The organism is Paenibacillus chibensis (assembly GCF_004001045.1).
Lineage (GTDB): Bacteria > Bacillota > Bacilli > Paenibacillales > Paenibacillaceae > Paenibacillus_AQ > Paenibacillus_AQ chibensis.
In genome coordinates, this window is record NZ_BIMK01000001.1 from 105,837 (window position 1) to 121,760 (window position 15,924).

Below are 15,924 nucleotides of genomic sequence, written 5' to 3' on the forward strand. Positions count from 1 at the left end.
AGGAGTCGGCATGATAGACTTTTCGTTACGTACAACGCGTTCAAAGACCCCCTTCATCGGGTTTTTTATTCTTATGCTGCTGAAGCTCCTGCTTCTGCGCTACTTTTTCTTCGGGGAGATTCTGTGGAGCCGTATCCTCGCAGACGCCGCGTCGCTGCTCGTGCTTCTCTCGATTATTGAGCTGGTGACGCCTTCCAAGGCAAAGGGGATCGTTTACTGGATCTTTAATTTGCTCTGTTCCTTCATCTTTTTCGCTTCGGCGCTGTATTTTCAGCATTTCAATACCGTACCGACATACACGGCATTGTCCGAGCTGAAGCAGGTCATGGGAATCAAGGACAGCGTGCAGTCCACGATCGAACCGGCTAACTACCTCTTCTTCGTTGACGTCGTGGTCATCGCCATCGTCTGGATCGTCGGCAAGCTGATGAAGCGGCGTCTAAGCTTTTCGACGCCCTTGCACAGAAGATGGCCCATGGCCCTCGGCATTATCGCATTGGTCACATCTGTAACCTTCATCCGCCAGGACCGCACCATCACCAACGAAGTGCTGCAGGCCGAGCATCTGGGCTTTTTCAATTACCAGGTTGCCGCAGGCATTAAGGCCAAAGAGGAAGCCGCGGTTGTTGCAACCGGCAATATCGAGGAGACCGTGGATAAAATCAATTCCAAGGAAGCGTCGTTCAAATATCAGGAAAATCCTAAAAAAGAACCCAGCTTTTTCGGTGCAGCCAAAAACAAAAACGTTATTGTTATTCAAATGGAGGCGTTCCAGAACTTCCCGATCCATCTGTCCCTGGACCATCAGGAGCTGACACCCGTTCTGAACGGCTTGGCCAAAGACAGCTTTTACTTCTCCAAAGTATTCCAGCAGATCGGACAAGGCAACACCTCGGACGCGGAATTCATGAGCAACACCTCCATCTATCCGACGGCCGCGATCGCCATGTCGACGGGCTACGGTGACCGGGAGCTCCCAAGCATGCCGCGCATCCTGGAAAAACAAGGCTACGAGGCGGACACGTTCCATGTCAATGACGTTAAATTTTGGGATCGGGACAAGCTGTATCCGGCTCTGAATTTTACGCATTATTACGACAAGCCGTATTACAAAAATGATCATTTCAACGAATTCGGCGCCTCGGACGAGGAACTGTACAATTTCGGAATCCAGACGTTGTCCAAGCTCCATCAGGAAAGCAAGCCGTTTTATGCGCAGTTCGTCACGGTATCCAGCCATTTTCCGTTTAAGGTTCCCGAAGACCGTATGAAGATCACCTTGCCGGAGGAACTGAAAGGTACGCAGCTCGGCAATTACTTGGCTGCTATCAATTACACGGATTACGCCATCGGAACCTTCATCGACCAGCTGAAGCAAAACGGCATGTGGGACGATACGGTGCTGGTCATCTACGGTGACCATTTTGGTCTGCAGCCGCAGGATAATGATCCGGATATGGTGAGCAACGCGCTGGGCATCAAATATGATCCGCGCGTCACCCGCTTCAACATTCCGCTCCTGATCCACGTACCGGGCGTAGCAGGGCAAGAAGTGAAGCAGGTGGGCGGTCAGCTCGATATTCTGCCTACGCTTGCCAACCTGCTGGGCATATCGCTGAAAGACGAGAAATTCACCGCTTTCGGCCATGACCTGCTGAACATCGACAACAATGTCATCGGTATGCGATATTATCTGCCAACAGGCTCCTTCTTTAACAATGAAATATTATACGTTCCAGGCAAGACGTTCGAGGAAGGTAGTGCCGTCAACCTCGACACATTGGAGCCGGTCACTGATTTCTCCAAATATAAATCAGATTATGATTATAATCTGGCGCAAATGAAGCTGTCCGACGAATACGTCAAGCTTCTGCCTAAGCGGTAAGCCGTTGTCAAAATCAAAACCTCAAGTCCCGATCCGGGGATCTTGAGGTTTTTTGGTTGCAGGATTAATGTATTAGGAAACCCAAAAGAGGCTGTTCCTCCGACTAATATCCGTCTGAGAACGCAGCCTCTTTGAAGTTTGCCCATGTCTCTCATGCGTGCTGCCCTCAAGCCTCTTCCGCCACGATCAGCTGAAGGTTCTTTTCTCGCAGCAGCCTCGCATCTTCCGCTCCGACATGGTTGTCGGTAATGATCGCATCGATATCTTCCCACCCGGCCACATGGGTAAAAGCCTGCACGCCGATTTTGCTCGCGTCGGCCAAAATGTATACGCTGCGCGCCTGCTTGATCAGCTTGTGCTTGACCATAGCCTGCAGCTCGTTCGATTCGCTGATTCCCCGTTCGAGGTGAACGCCCTTGCAGGAAACGAAAGCTTTTTCGACGTAATAGGCTTCGAGGCTTCGCTCCGCCATCGGTCCGACATAAGAAAGCGATCTGGAAGCCAAGATGCCCCCGGTCGAAATGACCTCGATTTTCTCCTTGGACGACAGCTCCAAGGCCACTTTAACGGAATTGGTCAACACCGTCAGCGGGATATCGGGCAGAATCGATGCCATGTACCATGCCGTCGAGCTGGCGTCGAGCGCGATCCGGTCGTAGGGCTCGATCAAAGCGACCGCGGCCCTCGCAATCCGCTTTTTCTCTTCCTGATGCATCACTTCACGCTCAAAATACGGCGTCTCCGCCTGCGCATCCTTGACGCTGACGGCACCGCCATGGCTGCGCCGCAGCTTGCCCTGCTGCTCCAGACGGTCCAGGTCACGGCGAATCGTTTCTTCCGTAACGCTGCACAACTCGCTCAGCTCGGATACGCGGATGCTTCCCCGGTCGTTCACCAGCGCCACGATTTTATCGTATCTCTCCGCTACTAACATAGCTACCCTCTTTCATAGCCGGCTTCTGGGCCGGCGCATATGATTCCATTATATTTTAAAAGTCTACCGGCGTAAAATCATTGATCGAAGATGCCCTCCGCGGAGAAAATAACAGCGCCTTCCAAATCTACCCAACGATCAGCGCATACGCTACGCCCGGACCGTGCACCCCGATGGTCAGGTCATTCTCGATATCCGAAGATCGGCTCGGGCCGGAGATGAAATGCACGCCTGCAGGGAACTGCTCGCCCGGTATCGCCGCGATCCGCCCCATGACTTCTCCGAGACGGGTAAACATGCGCTCTGCCGGGATGACGGCAATCAGAATGTTGGGCAACAGCGACACAGAACGTCCTTTATCCATGGAGGAGGTCACAACGATAGATCCCGTATAGGCCACGGCATAGTCCGCCAGCACGATGCCGGCATCGGCCTTTTCTGCGGTCCTTAGCGCCGCCCCGGTCTGAAGCCCGTTCCAGGCATCATGCCGCAGCTCCGGCAGTCGCTCCTCAAGCCCAAGCTGCGCAAGTTCCGTGAGGTTCTGGCGGATCGTGGATCCGGCATTCAGCTCACCGAGAATACGGCAGATCCGCTCGGAGACCTCGGACATGCCGGACGCACGTTCGGCAAAACCACCGGCTGCCTGCCAATTGCTCATAAAACGGGAGATCTGCTGCTCCCGGTCCAGCTCGTAGGAGGTCCAGAAGTCCGGCGCTCCCCGGAAGGGATGCTCGGGCGCCGGTCCGGTGGCTGACCGGCCCAACCTGCCCGCTATGTTGCCGATAAACCGTTTTTCCGCTTCCAGCGATTCCTGCTTCAGCTTTGCTAAAAACTCCGGATTGGATATGCTCATGCGTGCTGTCCACCCTTCCCGCGTGCTTTCACAATCTGTTCCATCCGTAATTTCACGTCAGCTGCCATCGGCTGAACCGACTTTTCCACCTCAGTTACCAAATCCGGCCACTGCTCCCGGAACGACTGCTTCGGCAGCTCCGGAATGTAGCGGTATGCCGTCCACCCGCCGAGCGGTCCGATCTGGGAACGGATATAACCGTCTCGGACCAATAGCTTTTGACCGATTTGCCCCGCTTTGACCGCCTTCCGAAACCGTTTGTGGCTCTTCATCAGCATTTTGAAGCCCTTCATGGCCATTTTCTCTCCCGCTGCCGTATATCCCCGCTCCACTTTGCGGTTGCGCAAATACACAAGCATATCATGCAGTGGGATTTTCACCGGACAAGCCTCGTAACAGGCGCCGCAAAGACTGGATGCATTGGCGATATCCTGCCATTCCCCTGCATTTTTGTTCAGCGCCGGCGTCAGAACCGCACCGATCGGCCCGCTGTAGGTTCCAGGGTAGGAATGGCCGCCGATATGCCGGTATACCGGACAAGCGTTCAGACAAGCACCGCAGCGGATGCAGTTCAACAGCTCCTGGAATTCGGGATCACCGAGCTGGAGCGAGCGTCCATTGTCAACGATAATGATATGCATTTCTTCCGGACCGTCGCCGTCCTGTGCCCGTTTTGGCCCCGTAATGCCGGACATGTACATCGTCAGCTTTTGACCCGTGGCCGATCTCGGCAGCAGCGTCGCCATAACCTCCAGATCGTCCCAGGTAGGAATCAGACGCTCCATCCCCATCAGCGTGATCTGGGTTTTCGGCACCGTACTGACCATGCGCGCATTGCCCTCGTTTTCAAATATGACGACGCTGCCCGTTTCGGCAATTCCGAAGTTACACCCCGTCAGCCCGATATCCGCTTCAAGAAATTTGTCCCGCAGCTTGCGCCTGGCAAATCCGGCCAAAATTTTCGTTTCCGGCTCCAGCGTCTCGCCGGCTTCTTTGGAGAGCAGCTCGGCGATCTGATGACGGTTTTTGTGAATCGCCGGAATGATGATATGGGAAGGCGGTTCATTGGCCAGCTGGATAATGTATTCCCCCAGGTCGCTTTCGATGGATTCAATCCCAATGCTCTCGAAAGCTTCGTTGATATGCACTTCCTCCGAAACCATGGACTTCGACTTCACGACGGATTTCGCGCCTTGATGCTCGGCGATTTCCAGAGCAATCCGGGCGGCATCCTTCGCTTCCGGCGCAAAATGGACATGCACGCCCTGCGCGCGGGCGTTCTCAACAAACCGGCTCAAATAATAATCCAGATGAGCAATCGTGTGGAGGCGGATTTGACGTCCGCGCTCCCGCCATTCCTCCCAGTTGCCGTTCTCGGCGGTTGCCGCCTTTTTACTGTTTTTCAGCCTTTCGGTCGTAAATTTGACTGCATCGACCAAAAATTCATCCTTCAGCGCTGTCTTGGCGCGATCCTTGACGTTAGACCCCTGCGGCGTACTCACGGTTTTTCACCCCCTCATACAGCAGCTCTGCCAAATGCATGACCCGGACCGGCTTGCCTTGAAATTTCAGATTGCCTCCGATATTGAGCAGGCAGCCCATGTCGAGGCCCACCAGCACCTCGGCATCGGTTTCCAGCACATGCTGGCTTTTCTCTTCCACCATCGCTCCCGAAATTTCGCTCATCTTGATCGCGAACGTGCCGCCAAATCCGCAGCAATCCTCGGCATAAGGAAGCGGGACGAATTCCATGCCTTCAACATGGCTCATCAGCTGCATCGGCTCCTCCTTGATACCAAGCAGGCGCGAGCCGTGGCAGGACGGATGATAGGTCACCTTATGCGGAAAATAGGCTCCGACATCGGTTACGCCCAGCACCTGCACGAGAAATTGGGTAAATTCATAGGTCTTTTCTTTGAGGCGGTGGCTTTTTTCAAGCAGTTCCGGGTCATGTTCAAACAGCTTCGGATAATAATGATGAATCATGCCTGTGCACGAGCCCGAAGGCGCGATCACGAAATCGCTGTCGTCAAACGCTTTCAAAATAGTTTGGGCCGAAGCTCTGGCTTCATCCCAGTAGCCGCTGTTAAAAGCCGGTTGTCCGCAGCAGGTCTGCACTTCGGGAAAATGAAGACGAACCCCGTAGCGGGCAAGCAGCCGAGCCATCGCTTCTCCAATCGGCGGAAACAGCGCGTCACTGATGCAGGTAATAAAAAGCGACACTTTCATCTCATGCTTCTCCTCCTTTTGCCCTCGTAAAAACGATCTCCGCTTAGATACCGTCAATTCTAGAAAGAAAGCAATCCCCGGCCATGACGGATGTCGGGGATTGGTTCCTTGCCGTTCAATCGGATGATTGCGTCATCATAAGACCCGATTATCGCGTAAATGCTGCCGGAACGCCGCCATCAATCGTAAGCATGCAGCCCGTCGTTTTTTCGGCTTTGGACGATGCGAAGAACGCGATTTCCGCGACGTCTTTTGGATAAATGTTCACCAGGAGCGTCGTTCTCTTGCGGTAGTGCTCCTCCAGCTGATCCGGCTCGATGCCGTAGGCAGCCGCGCGTTCGTTGCGCCATCCGGAATTCCAGATCGCCGAGCCCTGCAAAATGGCATCCGGCAGAATCGTATTCACGCGAATGCCGTGCTCCCCGCCCTCGGCTGCAATGCAGCGCGCCAGATGGGCTTCAAGCGCCTTCACCGAGCTGTAGGCTGTAACGTTCTTGCCGGCATAAACGGAGTTTTTCGAGGCGACGAAAATCATGCTTCCGCCCAGCCCCTGCTCCTTCATCTGCTTGAACGCTTCCCGTGCCACGAGGAAGTAGCCTGTGCCCAGCACGTTCATGTTCAAGTTCCATTCCTTGAGCGACGTTTCGTCAAACGGACTGGAGGTCGCTAGGCCCGCGTTGTTGACGATAATGTCCACGCCGCCGTATGCGCGCGCGGTTTCACCCATGGCTGCAATCACCATCTCTTCGCTGGTCACGTCCATTTTGACAGCCTTAGCCCGGCCTTCACCATACTGCGCGTTAATCTCCGCGGCCACCTTCTCCGCACCTTCGAGGTTCAGGTCAGCCAGAACCACATGGGCACCTTCGGATACGAAACGCCGAGCCGTTTCGCTGCCGATGCCGCCCGCGCCGCCGGTGATGAAGGCGATCTTGCGGGAGAATTCCGCTTCAGCCGGAGCCAGCGTCAGCTTGTAAAGCTCAAGCGGCCAATATTCCACGTTGTAGGATTCATTTTCGTTCAAGGATACAAATTCGCCAAGTGCCGTGGAGCCCTTCATCACCGCAATTGCCCGGTGGTAGAGCGCGCCGCTGACACCGGCCATCGCTACGCTTTTTCCCGTATTCACCATGCCGATGCCCGGAATGAGAATCACGCGCGGCGCGGCTTCGAACATGATGTCCCCATCATGCTTGTTGCGGTCAAAATAAGCTTTATATTCTTCTTTGTACGCTTCAATTCCGGCACGAACAGCCTCCTTGAGGGATGCTGCCCCGTCTGCGGTTGGCGTCCAGTCCACGAAAAGCGGAACGCGTTTGGTATGGACCAGATGATCCGGGCATGCCGCCCCCACCTGCGAAAGCTCCTTGGCATGCTGGCTGTTCACGAATTGAAGCACGTCATCTCCGTCATCGTACGTACAGATCATTTTTTTACCGTTGCTGACCGCGCCGCGGATGACAGGCATGACCTCGGCAAGTATCGCCTTGCGCATCTCCTCAGGCAGTGTTTCTACCCGGCTTCCGCCAAAAACCTGCGGCTCCTGAATGCGGGCGTTGATGTATGCCTCCGCCTTTTGAATCATGGCAATCGTCTGATTGTAGCATGCTTCGGACGTTTCCCCCCATGTAACGAGACCATGCTTTTCCATCAGCACGAGCTGGGCGTTCGGATTAGTTTTGACGCCTTCGGCAATCATTTTGGACAACGTAAAGCCAGGACGGATATAAGGCACCCACACGAACGTGTCGCCGTAAATCTCTTTGGCGATTTCTTTGCCGTTGTCTGCGCAGCAGAGGCTGATGATCGCATCCGGATGGGTGTGATCGACATGCGGATAAGGCAGAAATGCATGCAGGAGCGTCTCGATCGATGCTCTCGGATGCTTGCTGTCCATCATGCAGTGCGACAGATAAGCGACCATTTCTTCATCCGGCATTTCCTCGCGCTCGATCAGCGGCTTGATATCCTCCAGCCGAAGCCCGGTAAAATGCTGCGCTTTCATGGAGGCAAGGTCGGAACCGCTGCCTTTGACCCACATCACTTCCACATCCCGGCCCCGGAAATCCTTCTCGACCGTTTTTAAAGAGGTGTTGCCTCCTCCCCAGTTGCATACGCTGCGGTCGCTGCCAATCCGATTGGAGCGGTATACGAGCTCATCAACGCCCGGTTGTTGTTTGGATGCTTCTTCTTGATTCCATCGGCTTTGTACCATGAATGAATGGCCTCCCGTAAGTTTGTTTGTTTTAATTTGTTTTTATCTGTTTTAGTTTGAATTTATTTGATTATATCAGATATATTTTTGTTTTAATACCCATTTATTAAAATTTAAAAATACAAAAAAAAGACCACGCAAATGCGGGTCTTCGTATCAGATGTCCCTCCCCTTGGAGCTCGGGGACTCTTGCCTGTATGAACTACTGTGCAACAACCGGCATGGTATGCGGGTTCGATGTACGTGAACGAACAATTCAACAAGTTAATTGAGGATGTACTGCTTATCCGAATGCACCGGCAAGCCAATCGTTCAAACACGGCATTCTCCACGGCCAAGGGCTTCGGGCGGCGTTCCAAGGCGGTCTGATGCTGTATGCCTGTGAAACAATGGCGCAAGGGACAGGGACATCATTATAGTGTATACTGCGGAGCCGTGAGACATGACGGTTTCCCGGGACTTTTTTTCAGCGAGCCTTAGCCCGCTTCATTACGATGCCGGATTGCGGCGTGGCGGTACGCTCCGTCGGTTTATCCGTATTGTTCTCTTCGGGCTTGACCGCGAACAGCGTCAGAAGTCCGCCGACCGCTCCTACGACAGCCATGACACCGAACAATACCCAATGATTTGTTTTCATCAAAAGCGATACGACCGGCGGCCCGAGCGATACTCCGATAAAGCGCATGCTGCTGTATAGGGAAGTGATCGTTCCCCGCTGCTTCTGCTCAATGCCTTCGGTGATCAGGGCATCCATGCATGGCAGCGCTGTGCCGATCCCCGCTCCGCAAAGCGAAAAAAACGTCACCACAAAATAAATTTGGCTGCTGAATCCGGTAATGACCAGACAGATGGTGGATAGCGCCATCCCTGCAAAGCCGGTCCATTTCATGCGTTTTTTGTTCTTGCCGATGATTTTGCCGGCAACGAAGGATGACAGACATAGTACAGCCAAAGGAATAGCAAGAACGAGGCCTTTGACGACGCCGTGAAGACCGTATTTGCTCTCCAGCGTTTCCGACAAATAAAAAAGCACGCCGAATAAAATAAACATGCTGATGCCGCCGACGGCAAAAATGGCGTACAGCCATCTTCCTTTTTCCTTCAGTATGCTTTTCGTATCGGCCAAAAACTGCTTGATCGAATGATCGTTATCATTTTTCTTTTTCGGAGTTTTGACAAAAAACAGGACAAGCAGCAGCGAGATGATGCACAGCACCGGTATGCTGAGAAACGGCAAATACCACAGCAGGCTTGCAAGCGCGGCTCCAAGGATGGGGCTAAGCACTTTCCCGAAGGTGTTGGAGGTTTCAATGATGCCCAGGCTCTTGCTCACATCATCCTCTTCCTTGAACATGTCGCCGACCAGCGGGATAACAATCGGAAACGCGCCGGCTGCACCGATCCCCTGCAAAAAACGACCGCCGAGGATAATCCAGTAGGCAGCAAGGCCGTCCGTCATCCAGGCCCCTACTCCGGACAGCGCTCCACCGGCGGCAGCGATGATCAAACTTGGAATGATTACGGTTTTCCGCCCGAAGCGATCCGACAAATAGCCTGCGATCGGTATCAGCAGAATGGCTACAACCGCATATACGGTAATGAGCATACTAACTTGAAAAGCGCCAACATGCAGCTGCTGCGAAATTTGCGGCAAAATGGGAATCAGCATGGAGTTCCCGAGCGTCATGATCAAAGGAATCGATGCAAGCGCAGCTAAATCCCACTTCTTGTCTTCCATGACCAAACCACCTTTACGTTCATAATGACTCGTTATTTATAGTGTGGTTTGTTTTACGCGCAACTATGCAGACATTTATCGGTCATAAGAATTCATCATACCGATTCCATGAAAAGCGTTGCACTTGTTCTACCGCGTCCTGCCTCAAACGGAAACTTCCTCTTATTTAAAGGATAACGCGCACGATTTTCGCGGTTTCTTCAGGAATGATTCGGATGCCATGCTCGCAGGGCTCCGATATGCCGCCTTCCACCGTAACGGCATCATTTACTCCCCTTAGCACGAAGGACCATGGCTTTTCGCCGCCTATGGCAGACAGCTCAATGACATTGCCGGCGCGGACAGCCGAAGCCGACATTTCCTTATCGCCTTTCACGCTGACGACCTCCGCCTGAGCCGAAGCGCCGTCGGCAAGCTCGAACACATGAAACGTAACCTGATCCGCAAAGTCATAATCGGTACGGTTATCTACATGCCCAACCGCAACCAGGCTATTCGGCTTCACCATCATCGGCAGCGTCATGTAGCCATGCTGCTCCCGGTACCATCGTCCGCCTTCACGGATCTCGTTCGTCAGATAGTTCGTCCAGGTGCCTTCCGGCAAATAATACTCCACATCGCCTTCCTCGTTGAAGATCGGGGCGATCAGAAAAGCGTCCCCGAGCATGTACTGCGTATCCAGCGTCGCACAGGTCCGGTCCTCCGGAAATTCCAGCATCATGGCGCGCATCATCGGCAAGCCGAGCTGCGTGGACTCCACCGCGGAGTTAAACAGGTATGGCATCAGACTGCATTTCAGCTTGGTAAACGCGCGGACCACATCCACCGCCTCCTCGTCGAACAACCATGGCACACGGTAAGACGTGCTTCCATGCAGGCGGCTGTGGGAAGACAGCAATCCGAACTGTACCCAACGCTTGTAAATATCCGGGGGTGCCGTGTTTTCGAAGCCGCTGATATCATGGCTCCAGAAGCCGAAGCCGGATAGACCCAGCGACAATCCGCCGCGGAGGGTTTCGGCCATCGACTCGTACGTGGCGGAGCAGTCCCCTCCCCAGTGAACCGGGAACTGCTGGCCTCCGACCGTTGCGGAACGGGCAAACAAGGCCGCTTCCCCCTTGCCGAGCTTGTCTTCCAGCAGCTCGAATACAGCTTTATTGTACAGGTACGTGTAATAGTTATGCATTTTCTGCGGGTCGGATCCGTCGTGGTAGACGACGTCCGTCGGGATTCTTTCGCCGAAGTCCGTTTTGAAGCAGTCTACACCCTGATCGATCAAGGTTTCCAGCTTGCTCTTGTACCAGTTCACGGCATCCGGATTCGTAAAATCGACTAGCGCCATGCCCGCCTGCCACAGATCCCATTGCCAAACGCTGCCGTCAGCGCGTTTGACGAGATAGCCATGCTCCATGCCCTCATCAAACAGGTACGATTTTTCAGCAATATACGGATTAATCCAAGCGCAGATTTTCAGCCCCTTATCCTTCAAGCGCCGCAGCATTCCTTCCGGATCCGGGAACATATCCTTATCCCATTCGAAATCGCACCACTGATACTCCCTCATCCAGAAGCAGTCGAAATGAAATACCGCCAGCGGCAAATCACGCTCTGCCATCCCGTCCACGAAATGATTCACGGTCGCTTCGTCATAATCCGTCGTAAAGGACGTCGTCAGCCACAAGCCGAAGGTCCAAGCGGGCGGAAGCGCGGGCTTGCCTGTCAGCTTCGTATAATTGTCCAACACGGCTTTCGGACTGCCGCCGCCGATAATGAAGTATTCCAGCGATTCCCCTTCGACGCTGAACTGCACGCGGGAAACATTCTCCGAGGCGATTTCATAGGAAACCCTTTCCGGATGGTTCACGAAGACACCATAGCCTTTGTTCGACAGGTAAAACGGAATATTTTTATAGGACTGCTCACTGCTCGTTCCGCCGTCTTCATTCCAGGTTTCCACGATTTGTCCGTTTTTCACGAAGGGCGTGAAGCGCTCGCCCAATCCGTAGATGTATTCGCCAACGCCAAGATCGAGCTGCTCGCGGTAGTATGCTTTTTTCTCCGGATCGCGGATATAAGCGGGTGCCCGCCAGCCGCTCCCTGTCAGTCTTTTACCTTCGTATAAAAAGTCGATGTCCCATCCCTGCTTGCGATTTACAACGACGCTTAATCCACCGCTGACCAGCTCTGCCTGATCCTCGCCAATTGCGATGTGAACATCTGCCGACTGTTCGTTGATGTGAAAATCAGGACCGTGATGCACTTGACCCTTGTGATGATTCCACTTGACCTTGATGACATCCGGCATCGGGGAGCTGAACGTGGCTTTAAGCAGAGTCCCGTTTAGCGTATCCCCTTTGGTATGAATCACCTTCGTTGCCGCGTAAACCGTCATGGAATCGGCTGTTTGCGCAATATCCCGAATGTCTGCCGGATTTTGAACATCGTATCCCTCACGAATTTGCCAATAACCGTCCGTAAATTTCATCTGGAACCCTCCCGCAATTTTGTATAATATAATAATATTGATGTTACGATTATATTTCTCATACTATTTTGATGATTAATATCAATATTTTGATAAAATATGCATGTTTTAATTAACAAGCGAGAGGGTGTCCTTCATGAATCGAGAAATGCTCCGGGAGAACCGCGTACACGGCCATCCGATGTATCCGGTCAGCATCTATCCCAACATCGAGCAGCTGAGCGGAAACCGCATTTTGGACTGCCACTGGCATGATGAAATGGAATTCATCATCGTGCGCAAAGGTAAGGCGATTTTCCAGCTGGATACGGCTTATTACAACGTTCAGGAGGGGCAGGCTTTGTTCGTGAACAGCGGCCAGCTTCATGCCGGCATCCTGGATGGAGAGGCACCTTGCGTTTTCTCCGCCGTCGTATTCAAACCCGAGATGCTCGCCAGTCCCGATTTTGACGTCATTCAGGAAAAATACATCCGTCCCCTTCTCGATCAAAGCTTTCAGCCGCATCCGGTGATCCAGGGCGAACAAGCCTGGGAAAAAGACATTCTCGGGGCAATCGACCGAATGTTGAATGACAACGAGAAGCAATCGCCTGCCTTTGAGCTGTCCACCAAAGCGAATCTGTATGCCATTTTCGCGCAAATCTATGCGCATTCCATCCCTTTAAGTACAAACCGGCAGCAAGCCGCAGGGAATCCCGACAAGGTCGACAAGCTGAAAATCGTTCTGAATTTCATCCATGAACATTATGCCGAGCCGCTTAAATTGAAGGAACTGGCCGGGATCGCGGGGATGAGCGAAGGGCATTTTTGCCGTTTTTTCAAGCAGCTCACCCAGAAAAGCCCGGTGGAATACATCAATTACTACCGGATACTGAAGGCGAGCAGACTGCTCGAAAGCAGCCGCATGAAAATCGTGGACATCGCGATGGAAACCGGTTTCGACAACCTGAGCTACTTCATTACGGTGTTCAAACAGTGGAAGGGCTGCACTCCGTCTACATACCGCAAGCCTTTCAGCGATAAAGCCGCCGTCATTCTGACCGAGCCGGCTCCACACCCCATGAACGAATAAATTATAGCGCCGATCGGTGTGATGCAAATAACAAAGCCCTCAAGAGACTTCAAGTCTCTGAGGGCTTTACGTCCAGCCGGCGGCTAGGATTGAAGCATATATTTGCTTGGATCGACATCCCGGATAAAACGGCATGGCTGGCCCAGGCTGTAGAGGTGCAGCTGGTGCATCGCACGCGTACAAGCCGTATAAAAAAGCTTGCGTTCGGATTCCCTGCGGTACACCTCCTGGGAAGCATCGTAAATCACAACGGCATCGAACTCGACGCCTTTCGCCAAATACGAAGGAATCACCAGCGTGCCCGTGACGAACTGGGGCGTGGTCTTGGCGATACGCTTCATCGGAAGCTCATCTTTGAGCGCCGCATACACCTGCTCGCATTCCTCCGCGGTTTTGCAAATGATCGCCGTATGCTCATATCCTCTCGCATTGAGGCTCCGGATATCCTCCACGATGCTCCGGTGCAGGGCTTCCCTGCTGTCAGCCACCTGCACGATCGGCTTCTCCCCATGACGGTTGAATGGAATGATCGACTCGCCTCCCGGCATCATGCCGCGCGTAAATTCAACAATTTCCAGCGTCGAACGATAGCTCCTTGTTAGCGAAATAACCTCTGTATCCTCCGCCCCATACAGCTGCTTCAGCGATTCAAGGCTGCCTCCGAGCACATCCGTGTGCGCATAGATCCCCTGGTTCAGGTCCCCCAAAGCCGTCATCCGGGCACGCGGAAAAATCCTTTTGACGTATTCCAGCTGAAACGGAGAGTAATCCTGTACTTCATCAATGAAGACATGGCGAATCACACTGTTGATCTGGAAGCCCTTCAGCAGGTCCTGAAGATACAAATAAGGTGTCACATCCTCGTATGCAAGCTTTCCTGCATGGATCAGTTCCAGCGTATGCCCGCCCATCGCTTCCCATTCCTCCGGCAGCCCCCGGCCTCCGCTGACGCTAAGAAATAAGTCCTTGTCGGTTAAGAGCGTTTCATACATGGATTTGACATCAATAAAACGCATGCGCTTGATCCACTTGCGCACGGGCTTCAGCCACTCGTTCACGACCATTTTGGCCAACAAGCTGCGCTCGCGGTCGTGGTCGTCAAAGGTGTCCTGCTTCTTCCCCGCCTGTTTGCGGCGGATGCGCGTATAAGCTTTCTGGTATTCATCCGGATCAAGCAGCTCGATCTGCTCATCCACCCAAGGAGCCTGGCGCTCGTTTTTGGCGAACTGCGCCAGCTCCTTGAGCAGCCAGTCCCGCATCAAATCAACCCGGTTGGCCAGCCTTATGGCTGAATCGTAGCTGTAGAACTTCTCGCGCATCGTCTCCTCTGAGACGATCAGACGGCCTTTAAAGCGGATCGGCTTGAATTTCATGCCGGCTTGCTCCAAGTGATCCTTATAGCTTCGGATGGCATCCAGAAACTGTGTTGAGGATTTATAGGCAATCGATGCCCGCTTGACTCTCAGCCACGGTCCTTCTTCTGATTTCAGAATGGACTCCATCTGGGAGAACACGTCTTCGAGATCAAACTCCCTGCCGATCCGATGCTCCAAGTAAGCCTGAAACGTCGTCTGCAGCATGTTTTCTTCTCCGAGCTCCGGCAGCACCGTTGATACATAGCTGTTGAACATCGGGTTCGGGGAGAACAGAAGCACTTGATCCGCTTTCAGTGTCTCCCTGTATTTATACAATAAATAAGCAACGCGCTGGAGCGCCGCCGAGGTTTTTCCGCTTCCGGCCGCACCCTGCACCACAAGCATTCGGCTCTTGTCGTTGCGGATGACCGCGTTTTGCTCCTTCTGGATCGTAGCAACGATGCTTTTCATCTGATTATCGGAGGAATGGCTTAGCACCTGCTGCAGCAGCTCGTCGCCGATCGTAACGCCCGTATCGAACATGACCTTGATTTGAGCGTCCCGGATGACAAATTGCCGTTTCAATTCCATCATCCCGCCGATTTCTCCGCTTGGGGTCTGATAGGTGGCCGGACCCGGCGCTCCATCGTAATACAGGCTGGATACCGGCGCGCGCCAATCATATACCAGAAATGTCTCCTGATCATCATCAAGAAAAGAAGCAATGCCCAAATAGATCTGTTCCGTTCCTTCTTGCCCCTCTTCCGTAAAATCGATCCGGCCGAAGTAAGGGGATTTCTCCAGCAGCCGCAGCTTCTTCAGTGTTTCGGATGCCTGTAAATGCGCACGTTCCCGCTCGGACAATACCTGGGACTGCTGACGCAAGCTGGTGGACGTTTCGCCCAGATCATCCGAGCTGCTGAAATTGACTCTGACTTCATCCCAGAAATCTTTGCGCAGCTCGACCACATCGCCCCGAACCAGGCCCACGTCCGCCTCAAGCGTTCCCTTGCGGGCGGCTATTTTGCCGGTAACGCTATCGACACGTTCCTGTTCGTACTGCCAATCTTGATCCTTCAAGTCCATGCCTGTCTTCAACCCCTAATTTATATTTGACATCCTTTTTGATTGATGGTATAATCAAAAAGGAATCGTTGT

The 15,924-nt window shown here is 53.2% G+C and carries 11 protein-coding genes; 3 read left to right on the forward strand and 8 right to left on the reverse strand.

What is annotated here, in order from left to right; genetic code table 11:
• Positions 1-10: 10 nt before the first annotated feature.
• Positions 11-1,885 carry an LTA synthase family protein gene (locus tag PCH05_RS00565; protein ID WP_127599582.1) on the forward strand — a complete coding sequence of 625 codons (1,875 nt, stop codon included), beginning with the start codon at positions 11-13 and terminating at the stop codon, positions 1,883-1,885.
• Positions 1,886-2,051: 166 nt separating this feature from the next.
• Here the strand turns inward: PCH05_RS00565 and PCH05_RS00570 are convergent, their stop codons facing one another.
• The 5 genes from PCH05_RS00570 to PCH05_RS00590 all read right to left on the reverse strand — a co-directional run bounded on the left by PCH05_RS00570 (position 2,052) and on the right by PCH05_RS00590 (position 8,116).
• The gene (locus PCH05_RS00570) at positions 2,052-2,819 is read right to left on the reverse strand and encodes a DeoR/GlpR family DNA-binding transcription regulator (RefSeq protein WP_127599585.1); all 768 of its coding nucleotides are present in this window, start codon (positions 2,817-2,819) and stop codon (positions 2,052-2,054) included.
• A 127-nt stretch (positions 2,820-2,946) separates the two neighbouring features.
• Complete coding sequence (locus PCH05_RS00575) at positions 2,947-3,672, reverse strand: LutC/YkgG family protein (protein ID WP_127599587.1); 726 nt, start codon at positions 3,670-3,672, stop codon at positions 2,947-2,949.
• On the reverse strand, positions 3,669-5,174 hold the full coding sequence (locus tag PCH05_RS00580) for a LutB/LldF family L-lactate oxidation iron-sulfur protein (RefSeq protein WP_127599589.1): 1,506 nt from the start codon (positions 5,172-5,174) through the stop codon (positions 3,669-3,671). Before PCH05_RS00580 ends, PCH05_RS00575 begins: the two co-directional genes overlap by 4 nt.
• Entirely contained in the window at positions 5,152-5,901 is a 750-nt protein-coding gene (locus tag PCH05_RS00585; protein ID WP_127599591.1) for a (Fe-S)-binding protein, read from the reverse strand. Before PCH05_RS00585 ends, PCH05_RS00580 begins: the two co-directional genes overlap by 23 nt.
• A 148-nt stretch (positions 5,902-6,049) precedes the next feature.
• The gene (locus PCH05_RS00590; RefSeq protein WP_127599593.1) at positions 6,050-8,116 is read right to left on the reverse strand and encodes a bifunctional aldolase/short-chain dehydrogenase; all 2,067 of its coding nucleotides are present in this window, start codon (positions 8,114-8,116) and stop codon (positions 6,050-6,052) included.
• Between the two features lie 207 nt (positions 8,117-8,323).
• Between PCH05_RS00590 and PCH05_RS27130 the strand changes: the two genes are divergently transcribed.
• Complete coding sequence (locus tag PCH05_RS27130; RefSeq protein WP_164766490.1) at positions 8,324-8,485, forward strand: hypothetical protein; 162 nt, start codon at positions 8,324-8,326, stop codon at positions 8,483-8,485.
• A 97-nt stretch (positions 8,486-8,582) separates the two neighbouring features.
• Here the strand turns inward: PCH05_RS27130 and bcbE are convergent, their stop codons facing one another.
• Positions 8,583-9,854 carry a bacillibactin exporter BcbE gene (gene bcbE, locus PCH05_RS00595; RefSeq protein WP_127599595.1) on the reverse strand — a complete coding sequence of 424 codons (1,272 nt, stop codon included), beginning with the start codon at positions 9,852-9,854 and terminating at the stop codon, positions 8,583-8,585.
• Positions 9,855-10,020: 166 nt separating this feature from the next.
• Positions 10,021-12,339 carry an alpha-xylosidase gene (gene yicI, locus PCH05_RS00600; protein WP_127599597.1) on the reverse strand — a complete coding sequence of 773 codons (2,319 nt, stop codon included), beginning with the start codon at positions 12,337-12,339 and terminating at the stop codon, positions 10,021-10,023.
• A 136-nt stretch (positions 12,340-12,475) separates the two neighbouring features.
• Between yicI and PCH05_RS00605 the strand changes: the two genes are divergently transcribed.
• Entirely contained in the window at positions 12,476-13,411 is a 936-nt protein-coding gene (locus tag PCH05_RS00605) for an AraC family transcriptional regulator (RefSeq protein WP_127599599.1), read from the forward strand.
• Positions 13,412-13,494: 83 nt separating this feature from the next.
• Here the strand turns inward: PCH05_RS00605 and helD are convergent, their stop codons facing one another.
• Positions 13,495-15,852 carry an RNA polymerase recycling motor HelD gene (helD, locus tag PCH05_RS00610; RefSeq protein ID WP_127599602.1) on the reverse strand — a complete coding sequence of 786 codons (2,358 nt, stop codon included), beginning with the start codon at positions 15,850-15,852 and terminating at the stop codon, positions 13,495-13,497.
• Between the last annotated feature and the right edge of the window lie 72 nt (positions 15,853-15,924).